We start from the raw sequence: 23,625 nt of genomic DNA on the forward strand, positions 1-23,625 counted from the left end.
GCGGCACGGGTGAAGCTGCGCCCACCCGTGCCGCCCGGGGGTCCCCCAGGCCGTCGAGGGGCTCTTGTACCAGGGGCGTCCGATCAGGTCGCGTCGCGTGATCTTGGTGCCGTGCGTCACAAGGCCGCCGGAGAGCCCTTGATGGGGTCCCTGCCGATCGAGCGAGCCGAGAGCGCGGAGGAGGGGTTACCAGGGCTTTTCGGTAACGCGGCGTGGGGCCCCGCTCGGAGATCTCGGGGGGTGCGGGCGAGGCCGCGCGACCCGGGCGGCATGGCGCAGGAACCCCCTCAGGCACTGGGGAGGCACGACTGCCGTCGCTCAGGCCAAGTGCCCCACGTCGTTCCACGACTCGATCGCCGGTTCCCCGTAAGCCCACCCCAGCACCGAGAGCGACGTCGGGTTCAGCCGGATCCGCCCCGCGAACACCAGCGGCAGCCCCAGCCACCGCGCCCCGATGGACCGCAGGATGTGCCCGTGCGCGAACACCAGCACATCCCGGTCCTCCGACCGCGCCCAGGCCACGACCTCGTCCGCGCGCGCGGAGACCTCCGCCAAGCTCTCCCCCGCGGGCACGCCGTCGCGCCAGATGAACCAGCCCGGCCGGATCTCCTGGATCTCGGCCGGCGTCATCCCCTCGTACGCCCCGTAATCCCATTCCATGAGCGCGTCCCAGGTGCTCGCCCGCTCGCCGAACCCGGCGAGTTCGCAGGTCTCCCGCGCGCGTCCCAGCGGACTGGTGCGGACCTCGGCCCCGGGCAGCCCCTCGAACGGCGCCCGGTGCAGCCGCTCCCCGAGCAGCTTGGCGCCCCGCCGCCCCTCCTCCAGCAGCGGCACGTCGGTCCTGCCGGTGTGCTTGCCGGACAGCGACCACTCCGTCTGTCCGTGCCGGGCCAGCAGGATGCGCGGTGCCATGAGAGACCTTTCCGGGAGGAATGAGCGACGACGTCACTCCATCATCGCCCAACCCGCCCCGGGCAACCCGCGGGGCGATCTCTGCGTCTTTGAGGGCCGGGGTGCCCCTCGAGCGCGAGCGCCCACACCGTAAGGTGGCACGACCGGACCGCCGGGAGCCGCGACCAGGAGCAGAAGAAGGGGGAGGGCGAATCGGATGCCGCAGGCCGAGACACCAGGCACCGGGGTGAGCCCGCTGACCCGGCTGCGCTGGTGGACCGAACTGCCCCTGATCCTGGCGGTGTACGCCTCGTACTCCGCGGGCCGGCTGCTCGCGCGGGGCGATGTCGCCGGGGCCGTCGACCACGGTCTGGCGATCCTGCGCCTGGAGAAGCTGCTCCACATCAGCACCGAGCATCCGCTGAACCGTCTCCTCACCCGTGAGGCATGGCTCGGCATACCCGCCGACTTCTGGTACGCGTCGCTGCACTACCTGGTCACCCCGGCGATCCTGGTGTGGATCTTCAGACGCCGCGCGGAGCACTACCGGGCGATCCGCACCTGGCTGATGACGTCCACGTTCATCGGTCTGATCGGCTTCACCCTGATGCCCACCTGCCCTCCGCGACTGCTCTCCGCGGGCCACGGGTTCGTCGACACGATGGCGCACTACAGCTCCTACGGCTGGTGGGGCGCCCAGGCGAGCGCGCCGCGGGGCCTGGGCGGCATGACGAACCAGTACGCGGCGATGCCGAGCCTGCACGTCGGCTGGGCGCTGTGGTGCGGAGTGATGCTGTGGCGGCACGGCCGCTCGCGCTGGGCGAGGGCGGCGGCGGTCGTGTACCCGCTCGGAACCACGTTCGTCGTGATCGGGACGGCGAACCACTACCTCCTCGACGCGGTCGCGGGCGTCGCCGTCATGGGCGTCGGCCTCCTGCTGAGCCGACCGGTGATGCGGGCGGCGGACGCGGTCAGGGCCTGGCTGCGCGCGCGGTTCGCACCGGTCGCGGAGCCCTCGTCGGCCGCAGGTTCCTCAATTGTCGGTGCCGGATGCCAGACTTCGGCGGGTGAGCGAATTCCCCGACAGCCCCTCTCCCGCCCCGGGCCGGGAGCCGGGCCGGGTGCCGCTCCCGCGGACGCGGGGGACGGCGCTGCGGCAGCGGCTCGCTGAGCTGCGCGGGCCGTCCGTACCGCCCAGGGCGCTGGACGCGCGCGCCCTTGCCGCGCTCGCCGCGAACCCCGGGTGCCGGCGGCGTGCGCTGCTGGACGGCGCCGGGGTGGACAAGGCGGCGCTGGCGGGCGCGCTGGGCGCGCCGTCGGCGTTCGGCCAGTCGCAGTTCGCCTTCATCCGGGGCAACGCGTTCGAGGCCCGGGTCAAGGCGGACGGCGGCGCGGAGCTGCTGCGCCTGGTGCGCGAGAAGCTGGACCCGGCCGCCGGCGCCCCCGCTCAGGTCCTCGTTCCGGACCTGGCCGCGGTCGGCCCGGAGGGGCGCGCGGCGCGTACGGCGCTGGCGTTGCGCGAGGCCACCGAGGCGCGCGGCTGGGCACTGCTCGACCACCCCATGCTCGCCCTCGACGTGGCCGGATCGCCCGCGTTCCTGGAGCCGGACGCGGTGGTGGTGCACCCGGACGGCAGCTGGACGGTCGTGGAGATCAAGTCCTTCCCGCTGCTCGACGGTTCGGCGGACCCGGCGAAGGTGGGGGCGGCGGCCCGGCAGGCCGCCGTCTACGTGCTGGCCCTGGAAGAGGTCGCGGAGCGCCTCACCCCCGCTCCCGTGGTGCGGCACCGGATCCTGCTGGTGTGCCCGAAGGACTTCTCCAACCTGCCCACCGCCTCCCCCGTCGACGTCCGCAAGCAACGCGCGGTCACACGGCGCCAGCTGGCCCGGCTCACCCGCATCGAGGAGATCGCCGACGCCCTCCCCGAGGGCACGTGTTTCGCGCCGGACCTCCCGCAGGAGGAGCTTCAGGCCGCGGTGGAGTCGGTCCCGGCGACGTACGCGCCGGAGTGCCTGGCCGCCTGCGAGCTGGCCTTCCACTGCCGTGACCGCGCCCGGACGCAGGGCGCCGTGGCGGCCCTGGGCCGGTCGCTGCGGGCCGAGCTGGGCGGCCTGACCACGGTGGACGACATCCTGTCCGCCGCCCACGGCACGGCCGGGGACCCGGACGACCCGGCGGTGGCGGCCCTGCGCCGGGCGGCGCGGCTGCGGGCGGAGGCACTCGCCGGGCGGGAGGGCCCCGCATGTCCCTGATCACCGCCCTCGCCCGCCTCGAGGCCGTGCGGACCGGCCGCGCCCGGCCCGCCGCCACCGTCCGGCACCGTCACCTGTCCGAGCGGCCCCTCGTCTTCGTCCCGCTCGTCACCGCGGGTGAGGCCGGGGCGCCGCTCGGCGCGCTCGTCGGCACGGACCGGGACGACCCCCGGCTGCTCGTGGTGCCGCAGCCCCGCGACCGCGACCTCAGGTTCGCGTTCCTCGCCGACCTCGCCGACCTCGTCCTGCCCTGCATCGACGCCTGCGCCGACGCCGTGGAACCGGCCGAGCGCACCGAGACCGACCCGGAGACCGGCAAGCGGGTCAAGGTGGAGACCGAGCTGTGCGCCGACGCCCCGCAGCTGATCGTGCCGAGCCGGGCGGGCATCGAGTTCGTACGGCTCCTGGGCCGCTCCATGCGGTTCCGCCGCACCGCCGAACAGGACCCGGAGACGCCGCACCCGGCACCCCCGCGCGTGCCGCTGCTGGGCCGCTGGCTCACCCACTTCGGGGAGCGTGCCCGCGTCCCCGGCTCCTCCCTGCTGCTCGCGCTCACCGACCTGCTCGGGCGGCACTGGGCGACCGGGCAGTCGAACCTGGAGGACCAGCACCTGGGCGCGCTCCTCGCCTGGATCGACCCGCCCGAGGGCAGCACGGGCGCGGACGCGGCGCTCCACGCCGAGCTGGCGCGGGACACGGACGGCCAGTTGCTGTGCCCACCCGCCGGACCGGCCACGGACCCGGCGTTCGACAACAAACTGCTCGCCCCCGCGATCGAGCGCTACGACCGCGCCCGCACCCGGCTCGCCGCCGCCGAGGACGGCCTGGAGGCGGACGACCGCCTCGGTGAACTGACCGCCGCCGAGCGGGAGATCCGCGCCCTGGTGGAGAGCCGTACGCGGCCGACCTGGGACGCGGTCTGGCACGGGCTCGACCTGCTGCGCGCGCTGCCGGAGGGCGCGCATGTCGTGGACCGGTGGACGCGCGACCGCTGGTCTTTCACCGGACACCGGGATCGGGTGGCCGCCGGAGAGCCGCCGCAGCCACGCCACGACGACGCGGTCACCGCGGCGAACAAGCTCGCCACGCGCGAGCGCGAACAGGCCCGCCTGGACGCCCATGAGGCACTCGACGACCCGCTCGTCATGGCCGGGCGGCGGCTTGCCGGGGAGGCGTTCGCGGGCGAGGTCACCGAGGTCGTGATGACGTACAGCGAGGGCAGACGACCCGGCCCGCGCCCCCTGGTGACCGTACGGACCGAGGACCGGCCGCATCTCGGGGAGCGCACGAAGGTGTACCGGTCGCTGGGCGGGAAGCCGCAGGCCGCCGAGTTCGTGGGCCATGAGGGGGACGGCCTGGTGGTGCTGCGGATCGTCGACAGGATGGGCCGCGGCAAGGAGCCGGAGGCCGGGTCGGTCCCCGAGAAGGGCGACCACGTGTGCTTCACGCTCTTCGAACACGAGCAGCGCGGCGGAGCGAAGCTGCCCGACGCGGAGGACACCCCGTGGACGCACGGCGGGCCGCCGGGCGAGACCGACGCGCTGCCGCAGCCGGACCCGGTGACCGAGGAGGATGTCCTGTGACCGTGTTCGCCCCGCCGGGCAGGGACTTCGACCCGGGGGCCGCGGCCGCCCGGGCCACCGGGGCCATTCTGCGCGACACGCTGCACGGCCCGCACAGAGGTGTCGTCGTCGACTCGCCGCCGGGCGCCGGGAAGTCGACGCTGGTCGTCCGGGCCGCGCTGGAACTGGCCTCCGCCGGGCGGCCGTTGATGGTGATCGCGCAGACCAACGCGCAGGTCGACGACCTGGTGCTGCGGCTGGCCGAGAAGGAACCGGACCTGCCGGTCGGGCGGTTGCACAGCAGTGACCCCGACCCCTACGACAAGGCGCTCGACGACCTGCCGAACGTCCGCAAGTCGGCCAGGGCGGGTGACCTGACGGGCCTGGACGTCGTCATCTCGACGGCCGCCAAGTGGGCCCACGTCAAGGACGTCGAGCCGTGGCGGCACGCGATCGTCGACGAGGCGTACCAGATGCGCTCGGACGCGCTGCTGGCGGTGGCGGGCCTGTTCGAGCGGGCGCTGTTCGTCGGCGACCCGGGTCAGCTGGACCCGTTCGCGATCGTCGGCGCGGAGCAGTGGGCGGGGCTGTCGTACGACCCGTCGGCGTCCGCGGTGACGACCCTGCTGGCCCACAACCCGGAGCTGCCGCAGCACCGGCTTCCGGTGTCGTGGCGGCTGCCGGCGTCGGCGGCACCCCTGGTGTCGCACGCGTTCTACCCGTACACGCCGTTCCGCAGCGGTACGGACCACGGGGACCGGCGGCTGGCCTTCGCGGTCGCGTCGGACGGCTCCGGGCCGGACCGGGTGATCGACGAGGCGGCCGAGACCGGCTGGGGGCTGCTGGAGCTGCCCGCCCGCCACACCCCGCGCACGGACCCGGAGGCGGTGCGGGCGGTCGCGACGGTCGTACGGCGGCTCCTCGACCGGGGCGGGGCGGCGGTGTCCGAGCGGGCGGAGGATCCGGTTCCGCTGACCGCGGACCGGATCGCCGTCGGTACCGCGCACCGGGACCAGGCGGCGGCGGTGCGCTCCGCGCTGGCGGACCTGGGGGTGCCGGACGTCACCGTCGACACGGCCAACCGGCTGCAGGGCCGCGAGTTCGATGTGACGGTGGTGCTGCATCCGCTGTCGGGCCGCCCGGACGCGACGGCGTTCCACCTGGAGACCGGCCGCCTCTGCGTCCTGGCCTCCCGCCACCGGCACGCGTGCATCGTGGTGTGCCGCGCGGGAGTGACGGAACTGCTGGACGACCATCCGTCGACGGAGCCGGTGCAGCTGGGGGTGACGGTGAAGTTCCCGGACGGCTGGGAGGCCATGATGTCCACTTGGGATCACTGGTCCGAGCACCGGGTGGTCTGGCGGCCCTGACCGATGCCCCCGGCGCCCGCCCGGCGGACGTGCGCTGCCGCGCCCCACTCGCCGGACGGAGTCCGGCACGCCGGAGGCGGCCGATGGTCACCGCCCCGGACGGCTGGGAGGCGAACCCCGCGGTGCTCGCGCATCCGACGGAGCACCGGGCGGCCTGGTGGCCGTGACCTGGGAGGACGTCGTGGAGCCGACGGGCACCGGGCTGCGGGGAACATCGCGGGCGCCGGTGGCCTTGGCACTCGGGGGACGTGCGGCGGGAGAGCGCGCTGAGGCGTGCCCCGCCCACCTCCCGGCGCCCTTGCGTCGGCGCGCGACAATGGACGGTGGCCCACCCGAATCGGCGCCACCCGAACCGTACGAGGAGGACAAGACATGGCGGAGCCCACGCCGCGTCGGAACGAGCCGCGGCTACGCCCCGCGCCCTTGCTCTTCGAGCCCGCGGAGGCGGCCTCCGACCCGGAACACTTCTTCGACCTGGAGTCGATCGACGACCCGCGGGCCCTGCTGGCCCGGGCCACGGAGCTCACACAGGCCTTTCGCGCGGCCACGGACCGGGCGGTGGAGTACCAGGCGATCGCCGCGGCCCAGCTCGCCGACCCGCGCCGCTTCGACCGGCTGACACCGGCGGCGATCGCCGAGCGGGCGGAGTGGACCGAGGACTACGCGAAGAAGATGGTGGAGTTCGGGCAGGATCTGCTCCGCGGGGTGGACTCGAGCGGGCCGGAAAGCCTGGGCTGACCAGCTCGGCGGCTCCTGACGCCGACGGCATCGAATGATCATGCGGCATATGCCCCGCCGCACCCTACCCCCTCTCACCCCCCGCTGTCCCCGTTTTCCGCGACCCTCGGAGACCGACCGCTCACGCCCGGTAGATCTGGCTCCCATGAGCAGTCGAACACCGTCCATCGAAGCCTGTCGCGACATCTGCGGTGTCACCTCCGAGGGCGCCGCCTGGCTCGCCTCGGCGGGAACGAATCCGCGCAGCACGCTGGCCCTGTGGGCGGAGCGGCCCACCGCCCCGGTCGTCCTGCCGTGCGGCACCGCGTTCGACGTCGTCAACGCCCCCGCGATCTTCGGGCGGCGGATGCTCGACCGGCTCTGGGGGGAGGGTCCAGGTTCCGGGCCCGTCGCGGTCCACAGGGGACGCACCCTGCTGTTCACGACCCCCGGCACGGCCCGGCGGCTGCCGGCGCTGCTCGACTGGGAGGAGTGGGGCGGCCGTACGCCCGAGACCCCGCCGCTGCTGTGCCACGGGGTCGGCGACGCGGTGACGGTGCCTGCCCTTCACCCCGCCGACCCCGCCACCACCAGGCTCGATTCCCGCTGGCTGGTCGCGCCCGACACCCGTCGGCCCTGGCTGCCCGGGCCGGAGGTCGTCCTCTGGGCGACCGTCCGGGCCGCCCGTGCGACGGCCTCCGACCCCGTACGGATATCGATTTTTCCTCCCGCCGACCAGGATGCTAAGGTCTACGACGTCAGCAGGCGCCGCTAGCTCAGTTGGTTAGAGCAGCTGACTCTTAATCAGCGGGTCCGGGGTTCGAGTCCCTGGCGGCGCACGATGGCGATGGCGAGGCGTGTTCGCGGAAAGCGCGAAACCGGCCTCGCCATCTCTGTTTCTGCGCGGCTTCGCCGCGCGCTGTGGGGGCTTCGCCACCCACACCCCCTCCGGCCCAACCGCACGCACCGCCCGGCACGCACGGCACCGTGGTCGCGGAAAACGCGAACCCCTCCTCGCCACCCCTGCCTCCGCCCGACTCCCCCGCGCACCGCAAAGGCCTCACCACCCCCTCCGGCCCAACCGCACACACCACCCGGCACGCACGGCACCGTGGTCGCGGCCGGAGCGGCTGCCATCCGCCCTGCGCCCCGCCGGCGCTCTCCGCACGCGTCCCCAGGCGGCCACAGGCTCCACGGCGGGACCACTCCGGCGCGCCACGCACCCCACTCACCCCTTGGTGATCCGCACCGTCCACCCCCCGGAAGCCGTTCTCTCCTCCACCTCCACCCGGATCCCCTCCCCCGGCACCGTGAAGGTCTCGCCCTCCCGGATCGGGGCGTCCGCCAAGGGTGGGTAGACCGAGGTGCCGTCGCAGGCCGAGGTGTGCGGGTGGGCGTCCAGGACCTGTACGGGCCCGCCCCCGGACTCCGTCTCGCCGCGCACCCGGTAGACGAGGACTCCCTGGGTGCAGGCCGCGCTGTCGTTGCCCACCGCCCCGCGCGCCTCGATGGCCAGCACGCTCTCGGGCCCCGTCCGCACCACCGCCAGCTTGGTGCCGTGCCCCGAGCCGAACGCCTCGACCCCGCGCCCGAGGGCGCCCGCCGCACCGGCGCCCACCGGCACCTGTGGCACCCCGGTCGGCCCCGCCGCCACCGGCTCCAGCGTCAGCCGTGTGCTGCCCTGAGCCCGTACGCACACGACCTGGCGCTCGTCCAGCCACCCCAGCTTCCACTTGTGCCAGGCGAGGAGATCCGGCGCCAGTCCGAACTGGCTGCCCATGAGGTCCCAGTCGCCGACGTAGGTGTCCCAGTCGCCCTTGCCGTCGGCCGGACGGTGGTACAGATCGGGCAGGTCGAACACATGGCCTGTCTCATGGGCGAGGACGAGCCGGTCGGGCGGGTGCTTCTCGAAGACCGTGACCACCCGGCGAATGTCCTTGCCGTCGGCCCGCAGCGGGGTGTCCAGATTGACCACCTTCGTGGCGTCCGAGTCGACTCCGGGCGCGTCCGGGTCGGCCACGAGGTACACGATGTCGTACCGCGAGAAGTCGACGTCCTTGTCGGCCGCGGCGAGCGCGTCACGCAGATAGGCGGCCCGGCTCTCGGTGCTCCAGTCGCGCCGTATGGCGTAGGCGGTGGCCGGGTGCGGCATCCTGACCCAGTGGTCCACCGGATGGGGGTGGAGCGTGAACCGTCCGTAGGAGGCGCGTTCGAAGAAGCGGCTGGTGTCCGGGAAGTAGTCACCGGCCAGCTCGGCCGGCGTGGTCGCCGGGGTCGCGCCCGGGAAGGACAGGAAGATCATGACCGCGTCGAGCGCGCGGGTGGGGCGGGTGTACGCGGCGTTCCAGGTGTCGACGCCCTCGGAGTGGTGGGCCCCGCTGCGGGCGAGCTCGCAGGCCGCGGCCAGGGGTTCGGCCAGGGCGGGGCTCGTCACGAGCGAGGTCGCGACGAGCGCGGTCATCGACGTGACGAGGGCCCCCGTGTTGCGCAGGACGGGCGACGCACCCCGGACGAGCTCCTTCAGGGTCTCGCGGGTGAGCCACGCGAAGGGGAGCGGACACGGCACGTCGACCTCCGGGTGCAGTTCTCGGAACTCCACTCCCAGACTGGTCCTACTTGTATGACTACGTCCTGTTTGTCTGCACCGGAAGGGTGAGAGGCCATCAGCCGGGGGATGGGCCCGGAGAGAAGGGCGACAGCCGCGGGAGGGGCAGTGCGGAGCGGGAGCGCGCGACGGCGCACGAGCACCAAGGGGGCGGTCGACATGCGCCGACGCCCCCAATACTCACGGAACGTCACAGCCCCGGGCGGCCTGATGGACCGGGTTCCGGCACGGGCAGAAACGATCTGTCAGAACACGTGCTCGCCGCGGGACACTGCGCATCGGCTGGAAGGCCTCCGGGTCAGCCTCTATGATCGGCACACTTTCCTGCACGAACACGGCTTGTACGGCCGCTCACCCTGCGGCCGTCGACCCCGACGAGACCGAAGAGATCCGTACGAAGAACGAGTGCACTGCGGGAGCGAGCGGTGAGCGGAACGTCCGATGGGCCGGCGCCCGCGGCAGACCTCGTCGGCCCGGCCATCACAGAGAGTTACGACACCACGTCATCCGGTACGTCCCAGCCATCACCTTTTTCCGACGACCCACCCGTCACCTCCGAAGACCGGCGCTTCAGCCCCGAAGACCGAGCCCTCACTCCGCCCGACGACGCCTCCTCCGCGGCCGCGCCCGTCGACGCACCACCTCTCGCCCCGTCCGTCGTGCCCCGGTCCGTCGCGTTCGGCGCCGCCTTCACCGCCGCGCCGCTCGCCATGGCGGTCGTGGACCGGGAGGGCCTGGTCGTCACCGCCAACGGCACGATGGGTTCCCTGCTCGGCACGGGCACGGAGGCACTGGTCGGCAAGGTCGCCGCCGACCTGCTGGACCTGCCCTCGGACGCCCGGACCTGGCATGCCTACCGCGAAGTGCTGCGCGGACGCCAGGCAAAGCTGCGCTGCACGCGCCGCGTCAAACACCCCGACGGGCACTCGCTGTGGGTCCAGGTGACCGTGACACCACTGCCCGAGGCCGAGAAGGCGATCCTCCTCTCCGTCGCCGACATCAGCGCCCGCCGTGAACTCCAGGCCAGGCTGCGGCACTTGCAGATGCACGACCCGGTGACCCGGCTGCCCAACCGGACCCTGTTCTTCGAACGCCTGTCGGCCGCGCTGGAGGCGGACACGTACCAGGAGAGCGGCACCGGCCGGATCGGGCTGTGCTACCTGGACCTCGACGGCTTCAAGGCGGTCAACGACACCCTCGGCCACCGCGTCGGCGACCGGCTGCTCGCGGCCGTCGCGGAGCGCCTGACGCGCTGCGCGGACGAGGCGGGCCAGGGGCGGCCCACCACTCCCCTGGTGGCCCGGCTGGGCGGCGACGAGTTCGCGCTCCTGGTCGAGGACTCCACGGGCACCGAACAACTGGCCGAGCTGGCCGAGTCGGTGCTCAAGGCGATCCAGGAGCCGTTCGACCTGTCCGGGCAGCGGCTGTCGGTGTCGGCGTCCATCGGCGTCGTGGAGCGGCACGCGGCCGGTACGAGCGCGACCGGCCTCATGCAGGCGGCCGACACGACGTTGTACTGGGCGAAGGCCGACGGCAAGGCGCGCTGGACGCTGTTCGACCCGGAGCGCAACGCCCACCGGATGACCCGGCAGGCGCTGTCCTCGGGGCTGCGGCCGGCCATCGAACGGGGTGAGTTCGCCCTGGAGTACCAGCCGTTGGTCGGTATGGAGGACGGACGGGTGCGCGGGGTGGAGGCGCTGGTGCGCTGGCACCACCCGCAGTTCGGCACCTTGACGCCGAATCGGTTCATCGGACTGGCGGAGGAGGACGGTTCGATCGTCCAGCTCGGGCGCTGGGCGCTGAAGACCGCCTGCCGGCAGGCACGCCGCTGGCAGCTCCAGCGTCCGGACGAGCCGCCGCTCTTCGTCAGTGTGAACGTGGCGGTGCGTCAGGTGTGGGACTCCGACCTGGTGGCGGACGTGGCGGAGACGCTGACGGAGACCGGACTGGCCCCGCATCTGCTCCAGTTGGAGCTGACGGAGTCGGCGGTCATGGGCTCGGCCGGCCGTCCGCTCCAGGCGCTCCAGGCGCTGAGCGAGATGGGGGTGCGCATCGCGATCGACGACTTCGGCACCGGATACTCCAACCTCGCCTACCTCAGCCGACTGCCGGTGTCCGTGCTGAAGCTGGACGGGTCGTTCGTCCGGGGCTTCCAGTACGAGGGCACGGACGCGCACCCGAACCCGGCCGACGAGGTCATCGTGGAGGCCATGATCCAGCTCGCCCACCGGCTGGGCCTGACGGTCACCGCGGAGTGCGTGGAGACCTCGGCCCAGGCCACCCGCCTGCGCCGTATCGGCTGCGACACCGGACAGGGCTGGCTGTACTCACGCCCGGTGCCGCCGGACCGGATCTCGGAACTGGTGCAGGGTGAGGGCTGCTGCCACCCGTGACGCGGGAGGGGGCCGGGCCCCGGTCCGACCGGCCGCTCACCCCACCGGCAACCCGTACGCGTTCGCGACCAGCTCGTAGGACCGCAGGCGTACCTCGCCGCTGTGGGCGTTGGCCGTGAGCATCAACTCGTCGGCGCCCGTGCGCTTCTGGAGGTCGTCCAGGCCGGAGCGGACCTCGTCCGGAGTGCCGTGCACCACATTGGCGGTCCAGGACCCGATGAACTCCTCCTCCATGGGGCTGAACTCGTGACGCTCCGCCTCCTGCGGTGTGGGGACGAGTCCGGGGCGGCCCCTGCGGAGCCGGAGCATGTTGAGGGCGGCGGCCCGGACGTGGCGGCGGGCCTCCTTCTCGTCGTCGGTGGCGAGCGCCGAGACGCCGATGAGGGCGTACGGCGCGTCGAGGACCTCGGAGGGGCGGAAGGAGGCGCGGTAGAGGTCGAGGGCCGGGATGGTGTTCTGGGCCGAGAAGTGGTGGGCGAACGCGAACGGCAGGCCGAGCATGCCGGCCAGACGGGCGCTGAACCCGGAGGAGCCGAGCAGCCAGATCGGCGGCCGGTGCGGGGACTGCACACCGCCCGGGGAGGTGGCCTGGACGGGGCCCGGGACCGCGTGGATACGGGCGTAGGGGTGGCCGTCGGCGAAGTCGTCGTCGAGGAACCGGGTCAGCTCGGCGAGCTGCTGCGGGAAGTCGTCGGCGCCCTCGTTCAGCCGGTCGGTGCGGCGCAGCGCGGCGGCCGTGGCACCGTCCGTGCCGGGGGCGCGGCCGAGGCCCAGGTCGACCCGGCCGGGGGCCATGGCCTCCAGCGTGCCGAACTGCTCGGCGATGACCAGCGGGGCGTGGTTGGGCAGCATGACGCCGCCCGAGCCGAGCCGGATGCGCTCGGTGTGGGCGGCGAGGTGGGCCAGGATCACCGCGGGCGAGGAGGAGGCCACGCCCGGCATGGAGTGGTGCTCGGCCACCCAGTACCGGTGGTAGCCGCGGGCCTCGGTGAGCCGGGAGAGGGCCACGCTGGTGCGCAGGGCGTCGGTGGCGGTGGTGCCCGCGCCGACGGTGACCAGGTCCAGTACGGACAGGGGGACGGGGGCGGTGCCCTGTGCCGTGCCTCGGATCTCGTCCACTGCTGTTCCTCCCGCGTGAGCGTCGCGTTTCTCGACCGCCTAACAGGAGACGCTCTCCGTTTATTCCCGGGTCCCCGGCAGCCCCCGCCTCCCCTACACCTGCACCACCGGCTCCCTGGTGAACAAGGTCCCCAGGCCCGGCGCGTTCACCCGGCGGTCGACCAGGCGCAGGGCCTCCCACACCGTGACCTGGTTGGCCGTGAGGACCGGTTTGGCCAGTTCCTTCTCCAGGGCCACCAGGTGCGCGGCCGTGTGGAGCGCGGTGTCCGGGATCAGGACCGCGTCCGCGTCGGCGTGGTCGCCCGCGCGGGCCAGCGCCAGGACCTCGTCGGCGCCCCAGGCGGCCACCTCGGCCGCCGTTCCGGCGTCCGCGCCGTGGACCGCGGCCACCTCCGAGCCGGCCGCCCTCAGGAAGGAGGCGAACTCCTGCGCCACATCGTCCGGGTACGTCGCCGCGACGGCCGGCCGCCGTGCCCCGATCTCCCGCACGGCGTGCACGAAACCGAACGCGGTGGACGAGGCGGGCATCCCGGCGGTGCGCGCGAGGGTGCGCATCTGCTCCTGGGCGCCCTCCCAGCCCTGCAGGAAGCTGCCGCTGGTGGACGCCCACACCACCGCTTCGGCGCCGGAGAGCCGCAGCTCCTCGGCGCTCGAGGCGAGCCGCAGCGGCGAGCCCATCTCCCGGAGGAGGTCGGGGCGGCGCGCGTCCTCACCCTCATCGGTGTGCACGAGATCCACCCGGATGTCACCGGCCAGCAACTGCTCGATGCGGGGATAGTCGTCCTCGGCGAAGTGGCCCGGGTAGAGGAATCCGAGTGCCGTCATGCCCAACCTTCCTGTTCGTCCGGCGGTACGGGTCCCCGGCTGCCGCCACGTCGGGCAGAGCGCGGCGAGCGGAGCGTGCCGGTGACCCATGGCGCGGGTACCCAGGTGGGCGGAACCGTCCCCCTCGTCACCTCATCGGCCGTGTTGACGGCCCGGAGCCGGGGTGCGACCGTGGTCAATCCGCGCACGTCGGACGCCCCGCCGGCCGTTTCGGCCGCTCCCGGACTCGAAGGGACGGTTCCGTATGACGGCTTCCACGCCCGGCCCGACCGTGCTCGTGCTGGACGCGGACCCGCTCCTCCGGCTCGGCCGGCTCACCGGACGGGCGCGGGTCGAGCACGTCGACGCCTCGACGCTCGCCGCGCGGCTGCCGTACGCCGATGTGCTGCTGGTGTGGGACGTCGCCTCCCGTGCGGTGCGCGACGCCTGGCCGGGTGAGGGGCCGCGTCCGCGCTGGGTGCACATCGCGAGTGCGGGAGTCGATCATGTGCTGTGCCCCGAACTCGTCGCGTCCGACACGGTGGTGACGAACGCGCGCGGCGTCTTCGAGCAGCCGGTCGCGGAGTACGTGGCCGCGCTCGTCCTCGCCCTGGCCAAGGACCTGCCCCGCACCTGGGACCTGCAACGGGAGCGGGAGTGGCGGCACCGCGACGCGCTGCGGGTGGCGGGCACGCGCGCGTGCGTGGTGGGTTCCGGACCGATCGGGCGGACGATCGCCCGTACGCTCAAGGGGCTCGAGGTGACCGTGTCGGTCGTGGGCCGGGTCCCGCGCACCGGCATCCACGGGCCGGCCGACCTGGACCGGTTGCTGGCCCGCGCCGACTGGGTGATCGGGGCGGCGCCGCTGACCGAGCAGACGTACGGCATGTTCGACGCCCGCCGCTTCGGCGTCATGCAGCCGTCGGCCCGGTTCATCAACGTGGGGCGCGGACAGCTCGTCGTGGAGGAGGCGCTGGCCGAGGCGCTGAGGAAGCGGTGGATCGCGGGCGCGGCCCTGGATGTCTTCCGGCACGAACCGCTCGGCCCGGACAGCCCCTTGTGGCAGGTGCCCGACCTGCTGGTGTCCCCGCACATGAGCGGTGACACGGTCGGCCGTCAGGACGAGCTCGGCGCCCAGTTCCTGGCGCTGTACGAACGCTGGGCGGCGGGCAGACCCCTGGTGAACGTGGTGGACAAGAACCGGGGATACGTACCCGGCCACTGAACCGCCGACCGGTCACCGTCGCCGCTGGTCGGCGTCCCGGTCCGGCGTCACGGCGGCCTGGATCCCGGGCACCCGCGGACGATCGGGGCCGGAACTGGCCCGAATACATCGCATGATCCCGGGTAGCTGCGCGCCCATGGCTCCCCCACGGACGAATGCACGGACGTACGGCCCGGGCAAGCCCGGAACGACCCGCCGGTCACTGCTCGCAGGTGTCGCGGCCCTCGGCACGCTGGGCGCGGCCGGCTGCAGCCGTGTCGCGGCGGCGTCGAGCACACCCGGCGGCGATCTGCTCAGCCGGCTGCGGGCCCAGGGCGTCGTGCGCCTCGGCATCGCCGGCGAGATCCCCTTCGGCTACATCGACAAGAACGGCCGTCTCACCGGCGAGGCCCCCGAGCTGGCGAGGGTCGTCTTCAAACGGCTCGGCATCGACCGGGTGCAGCCCGTTCCGACCGAGTTCGGCTCGCTGATCCCCGGTCTGAACTCCCAGCAGTTCGACGTGGTCTCCGCCGGGATGTACGTCACCCCGGAACGCTGCCAGCAGGTCATCTTCGCCGACCCCGACTACCAGATGCTCGACGCGTTCATCGTGCGCAAGGGCAATCCCAAGGGTCTGCACGACTACAAGGACGTCGTCGCGAAGAAGGCGAAGCTGGCCACCGGCACCGGATACGCGGAGATCCAGTACGCCGTCGAGGCCGGTTACAAGCAGAGCGAGATGCTGATCGTCACCGACCAGGTCGCCGGGCTGAACGCCGTGGAGGCCGGCCGCGTCGACGTCTTCGCCGGGACCGCGCTGACCGTCCGCGAGGTCGTGAGGAAGTCGAGCAAGGCGGAGGCCACCCAGCCCTTCAAGCCTCTCGTCAAGGGCAAACCGCACGTCGACGGCGGCGCCTTCGCGTTCCGGCCCACCGAGACCCGGCTGCGGGACGCCTTCAACGCCGAGCTGAAGAAGATGAAGGCGAGCGGCGAGCTCTTCCGGATCCTGCGCCCGTTCGGTTTCACCAAGGCCGAGATGACCGACCTGACCGCGAAGGAGCTGTGCCGCGGATGACCTCGGGACTGTGGGAACTCGTACTCAAAGGGGTCTGGACCACGGTCCAGCTGCTGGTCCTCAGCGCCCTGCTCGCGGCGGCCGTCTCCTTCGCCGTGGGCATCGCGCGCACCCACCGCGGATGGATCGTCCGCTTCCTCGCCGGCTTCTACACCGAGGTGTTCCGCGGCACCTCCGCCCTGATCATGATCTTCTGGGTGTTCTTCGTGCTGCCGCTCGCCTTCGGATGGCAGCTGGTGCCGATGTGGGCGGGCACCCTGGCGCTGGGCCTGACGTACGGGGCGTACGGGGCGGAGATCGTGCGCGGCGCCCTGAACTCGGTGGATCCCGCGCAGCGTGAGGGCGGGATCGCGCTGAGCTTCACGCCGTGGCAGCGGATGCGGAAGATCCTGCTGCCGCAGGCGGTGCCCGAGATGATCCCGCCGTTCTCGAACCTGCTGGTCGAGCTGCTCAAGGGCACCGCACTGGTGTCGGTCATGGGCATGGGCGACCTGGCGTTCAGCGGCAACCTGGTGCGGCTCGCGCTGCAGGAGAGCGCGCAGATCTACACCTACGTCCTGCTCATCTACTTCGTGATCGCCTTCCTGGTCACGCGGCTGATGCGGGGCCTCGAGCACCGGCTCAAGGCCGGGGTCGGGAAGGCGCCGCAGCCCCGGGTGTCCGTGCGCCGCCCGGTCGGAGGTGTCGTCCGATGACCTGGGACTGGGGCGCCGTCCGCGCCTTCATGCCGCACTTCCTCGACGGCCTGGTCGTCACCCTGGAAGCGCTGGCCCTCGGCTCGCTGATCTCGTTCACGGTCGGTCTGGTGTGGGCGCTGCTGATGCGCACACCGACCCGGTGGGTGCGCTGGCCGGTGGGGGTCGTCACCGAGTTCATCCGCGACACCCCGCTGCTGGTGCAGCTGTTCTTCCTCTTCTACGTGCTGCCCGAGTGGGGCCTGACCTTCTCCGCGCTGACCACCGGTGTCGTCGCCATCGGCCTGCACTACTCGACCTACACCATGCAGGTCTACCGGGCCGGTATCGACGCCGTGCCCGCCGGCCAGTGGGAGGCGGCCACCGCGCTGAGCCTGCCGATGCGGCGCGTCTGGACGGCGGTGATCCTGCCGCAGGCGATCCGCCGGGTCGTGCCGGCGCTCGGCAACTACGTGATCTCGATGCTGAAGGACACGCCGATGCTGATGGTGATCACCGTCCTCGAGATGCTCGGCCGGGCGCGGCTCTTCTCCCAGCAGCACTTCCAGTTCACCGAGCCGCTCACCGTGATCGGTGTGGCCTTCGTCCTGATCTCCTACCCCGCCTCCCTCCTCCTGCGAGCACTGGAGCGACGCCTTGTCCGCTGACACCCCCCTGATGAAGCAACCCGACGCCGATCCCCGTCCGCAGGCGGGCTCCGGCGAGCTGATCCGCCTCGAGAAGGTCACCAAGCGGTTCGGTGACCACACGGTCCTCGACCGGCTGGACTTCTCGGTCGACGCGGGCCGGCACGTGACGCTGATCGGCCCGTCCGGCTCCGGGAAGACCACGATCCTGCGGCTGCTGATGACCCTGACCAAGCCCGACGAGGGCACGATCACGGTCGGCGGACAGCGCCTGTACCCGGCGCCCGAGAAACAGGTCCGGGAGATCCGCAAGAACATCGGCATGGTCTTCCAGCAGTTCAACCTGTTCCCGAACATGAAGGTGCTGCGGAACATCACCGAGGCGCCGGTGACCGTGCTCGGCCTGTCGAAGGACGAGGCGGAGGAGCGGGCGCGGGAGCTGCTCGACCTGGTGGGCCTGAGCGACCACGTCGACAAGTACCCGAGCCAGCTCTCCGGCGGCCAGCAGCAGCGCGTGGCGATCGCCCGCGCCCTGGCGATGCGCCCGCAGGTGCTGCTGCTGGACGAGGTGACGTCCGCGCTCGACCCTGAACTGGTCGCCGGGGTCCTCGACGTGCTGCGCGACATCGCTCACAGCACGGACATCACCATGCTCTGCGTGACCCACGAGATGAACTTCGCACGGGACATATCCGACCGGGTCCTGATGTTTGATTCCGGCCAAGTCATCGAGGCCGCTTCCCCGGAGAAGATCTTCAGCGATCCCGAGCACACACGCACGCGGGAGTTCCTCAGCGCAGTGCTCTGACTACACGAAGTGAACGCGGCGGCCCTTTTCCGGGTTCCGACCCATGGGGCATGACCCAGGCATATGCAGGAGTGGCGCGTTCCTGCTGAGCGGGCCGAAGCCGCCGCAAAGTTCGTGAACAGCCGCTCCCCGACGCGCGTTTGAGCCGTATCGTGGACACAGCCAAGCTGCCTTCAGGATGGCCCAAAAGCGCAGGGGGAGACCGTGGCGCTGACCCATGAGCCGACCGCCCCGTACCACTCGGCCCAGGACGCCCTGCGCGTCCTGGAGACCGTGGCGCGGCACTCCACCGGTGTCACCGACGCCGAGCTGGCCCGCCACACCGGCCTCGGCAGCCAGCGGCTGACCTCGCTCCTGCGGATGCTGCGCCGGGAGGGGTACGTCGAGCAGACCTTCGACGGCGCGTACGTCACCGGGGCCGCGCTCAGCCGGCTGGGCTCCGCCCAGGGGCACGAGCAGGCGCTGCGCGAGCAGCTCCAGCGCACCCTGGACCGGCTGCGCGACGCCATGGGCGCCGCCGTCTACATCAGCCGTTATATCGACGGCGAGGTGCGGGTCACCCAGTGCGCGGCGAGCGCGCTGGCGCCCGCGGTGCACGAGTGGGTGGACTTCCGTTCCTCGGCGCACGCCAGCGCGGTCGGCAAGAGCCTGCTCGGCCAGCTCGACCTGAACGGCCGCCGGGACCACCTCGCCCGGCACAAGATGGCCCGGCTCACCGCACGGACGATCACCAGCGAGAAGGTCCTGCTGTCCCGCCTGGACGCCCATCCGCCGACGGTGCCGGTGCTCGACCTGCAGGAGTACGCGGTGGGCACGGTCTGCGCGGCCGTCCCGATCACCGCGGGCTCCTCGGTCGGCTGCCTGGCGCTGTCCCTGCCGGTCCAGCACGCCCACCGGCTGCGGCAGGCGGCGGAACGGCTGACCAGGGGCGCGGCGCCGGTGGTCCTCTCGCTCACGATCTGAGCGGTCCGGGAGAGCGGAGGCGGGTCGCGGGGGCGGTCACGAGCACCCCTGTGGACCAGGTAGTATTTCTTTTGTCGCCGAGGGCGGAAGCCCGAAAGCGACGGAGTCTGCGCCGCTAGCTCAGTTGGTTAGAGCAGCTGACTCTTAATCAGCGGGTCCGGGGTTCGAGTCCCTGGCGGCGCACGGATGAGGGGCTCCTCGCGAAAGCGGGGAGCCCCTCTTCGTCGTACGAGGCTGCCGTCCCGCCGGCCCTCCCGCCCATGAGCCCGGTACCCGGCGTCACCGCGCATTCACCATTCGTACGCGGCGGGGGCCGCCTTCGTCCCGAGGGACGTACCGTCAGCTGTGGAGGTCCACGGCGACCATGGTCATGAAGCCGACGCAGAACAGGACGATCCCGCAGAGGAAACCCAGGACGCCGGCGACGGCCACCGCCTGCCTGCCCCGCCTCGGGGGGCGCGCGGTCGCCACGACCCCCTTGCGGCCCTCGGCGTAGCGGACGGTGACGATGTCGCCCTCGACCGTCGTCCCCGGGCCACCCTGCTCCTCGAACCGGATCCGGGAGCCGTCCCGCGTCGTGAACTCGTAGACGTGGTGCAGCGTCGTACGCACGGAGGTGTCGTTCCGGCCGCCGTGGACGGTCGTGTACGCCTTCAGACAGCACGCCTCGGCCGTCAGCCCGCTGTTCCACGCGCTTCTGATCCGCAGCCGGCGATGCACCACCCGGTACCCCAGGGAGCCTGCCGCGGCCATGATCAGTACGGGTACGACGTAGAGCATCGCTTCCATGGATTCCCCCGGGTCAGGTGACGCACACCGGCTCGGTCACCGCCGGTGTGCGGAACCTACCCGTGGGGAGTGGCGGATTGGCTCAAGCAATCCTCAGAGCTCGGGCGGTGAGCATCCGCACTCAGAACGTGACGTCCGCACAGGAGTAGAAGGCGTTGCCCGTGTCCGCGATCGTCCACACACCGAGGATCACGTGGTGGCCGCTCAGCCCGGTCGGCAGGGGGCCGGTGTGGGTGAGCGTGGACGGAGGGCGCCGACCGTTGTACGGGACCGTCAGGAAGGGGGTGAGGTCGAGGTCCGCGCGGGTCAGGGCGTGGTTCTGGTTCCAGCCCGGTCTGGTGGCGTAGTACCGGAAGTCGGTCGTGGCGTGCGAGGCGGTGAACTGCCAGCGGAAGGTGTAGCTCTGCCCGCCGGTCACCTTCGTCGTCGGCCAGGGTGCGCCCGAGGGTGTCCTCGGCCGGTCGAGCGCGCCGAAGTCGGTGTGGTTCGCCGAGCAGATGCGGCCGTCGTCCGGTCCGGCGGCCGGGAAGCCCTTGGGGCCCTCGACGCTCTGCGGTTCCCATTGGATGTCACCGCAGCCGGTGACGATGCCGCCGTGCGCGGCGCACATCTTCTGCCGGCTGAGGGGCTGGTCGGTGTAGCCGTGGGCGTCGGCGCCGCCGGTGGAGAGCACGAAGGCTCCCGCGGTCGCGAGGCCCAGCACGGCGGCGTACAACCTGGTCCTGGTGCGCATGCTGCCGCTCCTTTGAACGTGGGGGAGTTCAGTGAGCCGTGCAGGTCTAGACCAAGTCACAGATTATGGGCGACCATTGAACATGTCCATACCAGTCGCAGGTCTGTCCGCGCCGCCGTGGCCGGCACGGGCGCCGCCTCCCGGGGCGGCGCCCGCCTCAACCGCCGTCGCCCGCCCGTCCCGTGCAGAACGCCACCGTCAGGTCCCGGACCAGCGCCTTGCGTTCGCAGTCGTCGAGTTCCACCAGACCCCGCGCGGTCAGCCGGGTCACCGTGTCCTCCACCGAGTCCAGGACCGAGCCGATCACCGCGTCGCGGTGCTCCGCGTCGAGCGCGGCGATACGGCGCCGCTGCATGCGGGCGGCGACCTCGGGGGCGTACTCGATCCGGGTCGGCCGGGCCGAGAACACCTCCAGGCCGACCGGCGCCGTGTCGGCCGCGACCAGCCGGGTCAGCGTGTCGCCGATCGCCTCCACATCGCGCAGGCTCACCGCGTCCGTCGTCGCGGGCAGGTCGGCCGGCACCTGAGGCAGCACCCGGGTGAGCGCCGACTCGACGCACTCCCGCAGATAGGTCTCGTGGTCATCGATGCCGAAGACGGCGCGCGCGGTGTCCCTGACCTGCCAGACCACCAGCACCACCACGCGCAGCGCGACCCCGTTGGCGTCGGCCGCGCAGATCGGCTCGCTGCGCCAGTGGCGCAGCCGTACGTCGACCCGGCGGCACAGCACGAGCGGGTTGACCCACATCAGGCCGGTACGGCGGACCGTGCCCCGGTAGCGTCCGAACAGCGCGAGGACCCAGGCGCGTCCGGTGTCCCCACGGCTGAGCCCGCCGAAGCCGAAGAGGAGGAGCGCGCCCGCGACGGCGTAGGCGGCCCACTGCGCGAGCCCGAGCCTCGTGCCCGAGACCGGCGGAAGGTCCAGCCCGCGCACCATGGCCGGCGGCAGGACGCCCGCCCACCACGAGGCGGCCACGCACCCGGCCGCTCCAGCGATCCCCGCCAGCAGGCCCACCGCCCAGTGCAGTACCCGCGCGGGCCGTTCGATCAGTTCGGGGTCCACCGTCGGCCCCTGGCGCCTGGGAGCGGCGGGCACCTGGACCCTCGGCTGCTCACCGGTGCCGAACCGCCGCCGCACGACCGTCGGGGCCGGCGGCTCGGTGTCGGAGCCCTTCCGGAACAGCAGATGCACCGGGAGCTCGGTGGTCGCCTCGCTGTGGATGACCCGGGCGTGCCGCGCGTCGGCGCTCTCCGGCCCCTCCTCGTGCTCCGGAGTCGGTGATGTCGTCGTACTCATGCGTGCCTCCACACGTCAGGAGAAGAGCCGTCGCCAGGTTTCCGGCCCCGGGAAGCCGTCGGCCTCGCGGCCGTGCCAGCCCTGGGCGCGCTGGAAGGCCTCCACGTTGCGCCGGTCGGCCTCGCTCCAGCGGGTGCCGGGGCCGTCGGTGTAGTGCTCGTCGAACCCCTTCTCGACCAGCTTCCGGCCCAGCAGGGCGACGTGCGGGTTGTCCGCGCCCGGCCGGAAACTGCCGCTGCCCGGGTAGTCGGGGACTCCCGGCGCGGAGAGGTCTCGCGGGTGCGGGGCGCCGGTCCGGTCGAGGGGCCGGCCGGGAGTCCCCGCCGGGCGTTTCCCGCCGGCCCCCGGCACCAGGTGGACCCAGTCGCCGGGCCTCGGCAGCCCGGGGACACCGGGAGCGGCCGATGCGGCGGGGACGCCGGGCAGCCCGGGGGGCGGCATCTCCTTGCCCTCGGTGGTCTCCTTGGTCTCGATGACGTTCTTGTAGCGGTAGGGCACATAGCGGTTGGCGTTCGACCAGTACGCGTACGGGGTGGCCTTCCGGCGAGCGACCGGCGGGGTCTCCTCGTAGGCGATGTAGCTCTTGCGCGTGTAGTCCGTCCAGCCGCCGAAGATGACGACGTGCGAGCCCTTCTCCGGGTTGTCGGGATTGTGGAAGAGGAGGATGTCGCCCGGCTGCAACTGCTCCTTGGTGATGCGCACACCGAACTTGTCGAGGCTGCCCGTCCATTCGTTCGAACCGAGGTTCCAGGCCATCGAGACGAAACCGGAGCAGTCCTGCCGGTAACCGTCGGACCAGTAGTTGTCCATGCTGTACGGGACTCGGGCGGCGATCCACTTCTTGGCCCGGTTGACGATCTCGGCGCGGGTCGTCGTGGCCGCCGCGGTCAGGTTCAGGCCGCCGGCCGGTCCGTGCAGCGGCGCGGTCTTGCCCTGCGGGGTGTCCGGAGCCTCGTCACCGGCGGGGACAGGGGGCGCGGGCGGCGCGTGAACGGCTGCGACGACCGGTGTCGCCTGGGTCGCGCCCAGCGTCGCGCCCGCGGCGGCGGCCAGCGCCAGGGCCGTGCGGGTCATCGGGCGACGGGTCCCCCCGGCGGCGGAGGAAGGGGGGATGACGCGACGCCGGCGCGCACAGCCCGGGCAGCCGCAGTCCGTCATGGGTTCGAATTCCTCGAAAACCGGTGTCTCCATGCGACGCCCCTCACACTCCCCGTCGGCCTCCGGGGGGATCTTTAGCTTTTGTCGTTTTAGTCCGCTTTTCTGCACATTCGTCAGTTACCCATGCGGACTGGCGAGTCGCCGGTTGACGGGCCGAATGATGTACGGGAAGTCATTCGCACGGGTACCGGTCCCTCCGTACGGAGGGACCCTCGAAGCCGGGGACGGTCGTGAGCACCTTCCGGCGTCGGGTAGAGTTCTCCAGGTCAGCAGGCGCCGCTAGCTCAGTTGGTTAGAGCAGCTGACTCTTAATCAGCGGGTCCGGGGTTCGAGTCCCTGGCGGCGCACCATGGCGATGGCGAGGCGTGTTCGCGGAAAGCGCGAACCAGCCTCGCCATCTCTGTTTCTGCGCGGCTTCGCCGCGCGCTGTGGGGGCTTCGCCACCCACACCCCCCTCCGGCCCAACCGCACGCACCGCCCGGCACGCACGGCGCCCCCGAAGCCGCCCCGCCGCCCGCCGCCCGCCGCCCGCCGCCCGCCGCCCGCCGCCCGCCGCCCGCCGCG

The 23,625-nt window shown here is 72.5% G+C and carries 21 protein-coding genes and 3 tRNA genes; 16 read left to right on the forward strand and 8 right to left on the reverse strand.

Annotated elements, in window-relative coordinates:
* Positions 1–318: 318 nt before the first annotated feature.
* Entirely contained in the window at positions 319–912 is a 594-nt protein-coding gene (locus tag AC5WS8_RS06925) for a histidine phosphatase family protein (protein WP_496102383.1), read from the reverse strand.
* Positions 913–1,108: 196 nt separating this feature from the next.
* On the opposite strand from AC5WS8_RS06925, the gene AC5WS8_RS06930 reads away from it, so the two are divergent.
* The 7 genes from AC5WS8_RS06930 to AC5WS8_RS06960 all read left to right on the forward strand — a co-directional run bounded on the left by AC5WS8_RS06930 (position 1,109) and on the right by AC5WS8_RS06960 (position 7,631).
* Complete coding sequence (locus tag AC5WS8_RS06930; RefSeq protein WP_496102384.1) at positions 1,109–2,062, forward strand: phosphatase PAP2 family protein; 954 nt, start codon at positions 1,109–1,111, stop codon at positions 2,060–2,062.
* Positions 2,013–3,143, forward strand: a complete 1,131-nt coding sequence (locus AC5WS8_RS06935; protein ID WP_496102425.1) for a hypothetical protein — start codon at positions 2,013–2,015, stop codon at positions 3,141–3,143. Before AC5WS8_RS06930 ends, AC5WS8_RS06935 begins: the two co-directional genes overlap by 50 nt.
* Positions 3,134–4,726: a hypothetical protein gene (locus AC5WS8_RS06940; protein ID WP_496102385.1), complete on the forward strand. Its 1,593-nt coding sequence runs from the start codon at positions 3,134–3,136 to the stop codon at positions 4,724–4,726. The genes AC5WS8_RS06935 and AC5WS8_RS06940 overlap by 10 nt, the downstream gene beginning before the upstream one ends.
* Complete coding sequence (locus AC5WS8_RS06945) at positions 4,723–6,075, forward strand: AAA domain-containing protein (protein WP_496102386.1); 1,353 nt, start codon at positions 4,723–4,725, stop codon at positions 6,073–6,075. The genes AC5WS8_RS06940 and AC5WS8_RS06945 overlap by 4 nt, the downstream gene beginning before the upstream one ends.
* A gap of 372 nt (positions 6,076–6,447) precedes the next feature.
* Positions 6,448–6,813 (forward strand): DUF8844 domain-containing protein, encoded by a 366-nt coding sequence (locus AC5WS8_RS06950; RefSeq protein WP_496102387.1) that lies wholly within the window; start codon positions 6,448–6,450, stop codon positions 6,811–6,813.
* Between the two features lie 145 nt (positions 6,814–6,958).
* Complete coding sequence (locus tag AC5WS8_RS06955; RefSeq protein WP_496102388.1) at positions 6,959–7,567, forward strand: bifunctional DNA primase/polymerase; 609 nt, start codon at positions 6,959–6,961, stop codon at positions 7,565–7,567.
* Positions 7,558–7,631: transfer RNA gene (locus AC5WS8_RS06960), tRNA-Lys, on the forward strand. Before AC5WS8_RS06955 ends, AC5WS8_RS06960 begins: the two co-directional genes overlap by 10 nt.
* A gap of 389 nt (positions 7,632–8,020) precedes the next feature.
* On the opposite strand, the gene AC5WS8_RS06965 is transcribed toward AC5WS8_RS06960, so the two are convergent.
* Positions 8,021–9,358 carry a M6 family metalloprotease domain-containing protein gene (locus tag AC5WS8_RS06965; RefSeq protein WP_496102426.1) on the reverse strand — a complete coding sequence of 446 codons (1,338 nt, stop codon included), beginning with the start codon at positions 9,356–9,358 and terminating at the stop codon, positions 8,021–8,023.
* Between the two features lie 464 nt (positions 9,359–9,822).
* Between AC5WS8_RS06965 and AC5WS8_RS06970 the strand changes: the two genes are divergently transcribed.
* Entirely contained in the window at positions 9,823–11,790 is a 1,968-nt protein-coding gene (locus tag AC5WS8_RS06970; RefSeq protein WP_496102389.1) for a putative bifunctional diguanylate cyclase/phosphodiesterase, read from the forward strand.
* Positions 11,791–11,826: 36 nt separating this feature from the next.
* Here AC5WS8_RS06970 and AC5WS8_RS06975 read toward each other — a convergent pair whose 3' ends face one another.
* On the reverse strand, positions 11,827–12,909 hold the full coding sequence (locus AC5WS8_RS06975) for an LLM class flavin-dependent oxidoreductase (RefSeq protein WP_496102390.1): 1,083 nt from the start codon (positions 12,907–12,909) through the stop codon (positions 11,827–11,829).
* 93 nt (positions 12,910–13,002) lie between these two features.
* The gene (locus AC5WS8_RS06980) at positions 13,003–13,734 is read right to left on the reverse strand and encodes a maleate cis-trans isomerase family protein (RefSeq protein ID WP_496102391.1); all 732 of its coding nucleotides are present in this window, start codon (positions 13,732–13,734) and stop codon (positions 13,003–13,005) included.
* 244 nt (positions 13,735–13,978) lie between these two features.
* Between AC5WS8_RS06980 and AC5WS8_RS06985 the strand changes: the two genes are divergently transcribed.
* The 7 genes from AC5WS8_RS06985 to AC5WS8_RS07015 all read left to right on the forward strand — a co-directional run bounded on the left by AC5WS8_RS06985 (position 13,979) and on the right by AC5WS8_RS07015 (position 19,267).
* On the forward strand, positions 13,979–14,938 hold the full coding sequence (locus AC5WS8_RS06985; protein ID WP_496102392.1) for a D-2-hydroxyacid dehydrogenase: 960 nt from the start codon (positions 13,979–13,981) through the stop codon (positions 14,936–14,938).
* A 136-nt stretch (positions 14,939–15,074) separates the two neighbouring features.
* On the forward strand, positions 15,075–15,992 hold the full coding sequence (ehuB, locus tag AC5WS8_RS06990) for an ectoine/hydroxyectoine ABC transporter substrate-binding protein EhuB (protein WP_496102393.1): 918 nt from the start codon (positions 15,075–15,077) through the stop codon (positions 15,990–15,992).
* The gene (gene ehuC / locus AC5WS8_RS06995) at positions 15,989–16,687 is read left to right on the forward strand and encodes an ectoine/hydroxyectoine ABC transporter permease subunit EhuC (protein WP_496102394.1); all 699 of its coding nucleotides are present in this window, start codon (positions 15,989–15,991) and stop codon (positions 16,685–16,687) included. Before ehuB ends, ehuC begins: the two co-directional genes overlap by 4 nt.
* On the forward strand, positions 16,684–17,334 hold the full coding sequence (ehuD, locus tag AC5WS8_RS07000) for an ectoine/hydroxyectoine ABC transporter permease subunit EhuD (protein WP_496102395.1): 651 nt from the start codon (positions 16,684–16,686) through the stop codon (positions 17,332–17,334). Before ehuC ends, ehuD begins: the two co-directional genes overlap by 4 nt.
* Before the next feature lie 10 nt (positions 17,335–17,344).
* On the forward strand, positions 17,345–18,121 hold the full coding sequence (gene ehuA / locus AC5WS8_RS07005; protein WP_496102396.1) for an ectoine/hydroxyectoine ABC transporter ATP-binding protein EhuA: 777 nt from the start codon (positions 17,345–17,347) through the stop codon (positions 18,119–18,121).
* A gap of 204 nt (positions 18,122–18,325) precedes the next feature.
* A complete protein-coding gene (locus AC5WS8_RS07010) occupies positions 18,326–19,084 on the forward strand; it encodes an IclR family transcriptional regulator (protein WP_496102397.1) in 759 nt (252 codons plus the stop codon).
* 109 nt (positions 19,085–19,193) lie between these two features.
* Positions 19,194–19,267 (forward strand) — tRNA-Lys (locus AC5WS8_RS07015).
* Positions 19,268–19,423: 156 nt separating this feature from the next.
* On the opposite strand, the gene AC5WS8_RS07020 is transcribed toward AC5WS8_RS07015, so the two are convergent.
* The 4 genes from AC5WS8_RS07020 to AC5WS8_RS07035 all read right to left on the reverse strand — a co-directional run bounded on the left by AC5WS8_RS07020 (position 19,424) and on the right by AC5WS8_RS07035 (position 23,094).
* Positions 19,424–19,873: a DUF3592 domain-containing protein gene (locus tag AC5WS8_RS07020; RefSeq protein ID WP_496102398.1), complete on the reverse strand. Its 450-nt coding sequence runs from the start codon at positions 19,871–19,873 to the stop codon at positions 19,424–19,426.
* 121 nt (positions 19,874–19,994) lie between these two features.
* Positions 19,995–20,606, reverse strand: coding sequence for a lytic polysaccharide monooxygenase auxiliary activity family 9 protein (locus AC5WS8_RS07025; RefSeq protein WP_496102399.1), 612 nt, complete (start codon positions 20,604–20,606; stop codon positions 19,995–19,997).
* A 157-nt stretch (positions 20,607–20,763) separates the two neighbouring features.
* Entirely contained in the window at positions 20,764–21,903 is a 1,140-nt protein-coding gene (locus AC5WS8_RS07030; protein WP_496102400.1) for an SPFH domain-containing protein, read from the reverse strand.
* Between the two features lie 15 nt (positions 21,904–21,918).
* On the reverse strand, positions 21,919–23,094 hold the full coding sequence (locus AC5WS8_RS07035; RefSeq protein WP_496102401.1) for a peptidoglycan-binding protein: 1,176 nt from the start codon (positions 23,092–23,094) through the stop codon (positions 21,919–21,921).
* A gap of 240 nt (positions 23,095–23,334) precedes the next feature.
* On the opposite strand from AC5WS8_RS07035, the gene AC5WS8_RS07040 reads away from it, so the two are divergent.
* Positions 23,335–23,411, forward strand: a tRNA-Lys gene (locus tag AC5WS8_RS07040).
* Positions 23,412–23,625 lie beyond the last annotated feature (214 nt).

The organism is Streptomyces sp. PTL18 (genome assembly GCF_059510295.1).

What these genes read in the sequence shown, in the direction of transcription:
- AC5WS8_RS06925 (WP_496102383.1), bottom strand. Translation starts at nt 912, where the DNA reads ATGGCACCGCGCATCCTGCTGGCCCGGCACGGACAGACGGAGTGGTCG.
- AC5WS8_RS06930 (WP_496102384.1), top strand. Translation starts at nt 1,109, where the DNA reads ATGCCGCAGGCCGAGACACCAGGCACCGGGGTGAGCCCGCTGACCCGG.
- AC5WS8_RS06940 (WP_496102385.1), top strand. Translation starts at nt 3,134, where the DNA reads ATGTCCCTGATCACCGCCCTCGCCCGCCTCGAGGCCGTGCGGACCGGC.
- AC5WS8_RS06950 (WP_496102387.1), top strand. Translation starts at nt 6,448, where the DNA reads ATGGCGGAGCCCACGCCGCGTCGGAACGAGCCGCGGCTACGCCCCGCG.
- AC5WS8_RS06955 (WP_496102388.1), top strand. Translation starts at nt 6,959, where the DNA reads ATGAGCAGTCGAACACCGTCCATCGAAGCCTGTCGCGACATCTGCGGT.
- AC5WS8_RS06980 (WP_496102391.1), bottom strand. Translation starts at nt 13,734, where the DNA reads ATGACGGCACTCGGATTCCTCTACCCGGGCCACTTCGCCGAGGACGAC.
- AC5WS8_RS06985 (WP_496102392.1), top strand. Translation starts at nt 13,979, where the DNA reads ATGACGGCTTCCACGCCCGGCCCGACCGTGCTCGTGCTGGACGCGGAC.
- ehuB (WP_496102393.1), top strand. Translation starts at nt 15,075, where the DNA reads ATGGCTCCCCCACGGACGAATGCACGGACGTACGGCCCGGGCAAGCCC.
- ehuC (WP_496102394.1), top strand. Translation starts at nt 15,989, where the DNA reads ATGACCTCGGGACTGTGGGAACTCGTACTCAAAGGGGTCTGGACCACG.
- ehuD (WP_496102395.1), top strand. Translation starts at nt 16,684, where the DNA reads ATGACCTGGGACTGGGGCGCCGTCCGCGCCTTCATGCCGCACTTCCTC.
- ehuA (WP_496102396.1), top strand. Translation starts at nt 17,345, where the DNA reads ATGAAGCAACCCGACGCCGATCCCCGTCCGCAGGCGGGCTCCGGCGAG.
- AC5WS8_RS07020 (WP_496102398.1), bottom strand. Translation starts at nt 19,873, where the DNA reads ATGGAAGCGATGCTCTACGTCGTACCCGTACTGATCATGGCCGCGGCA.
- AC5WS8_RS07025 (WP_496102399.1), bottom strand. Translation starts at nt 20,606, where the DNA reads ATGCGCACCAGGACCAGGTTGTACGCCGCCGTGCTGGGCCTCGCGACC.
- AC5WS8_RS07030 (WP_496102400.1), bottom strand. Translation starts at nt 21,903, where the DNA reads ATGAGTACGACGACATCACCGACTCCGGAGCACGAGGAGGGGCCGGAG.
- AC5WS8_RS07035 (WP_496102401.1), bottom strand. Translation starts at nt 23,094, where the DNA reads ATGGAGACACCGGTTTTCGAGGAATTCGAACCCATGACGGACTGCGGC.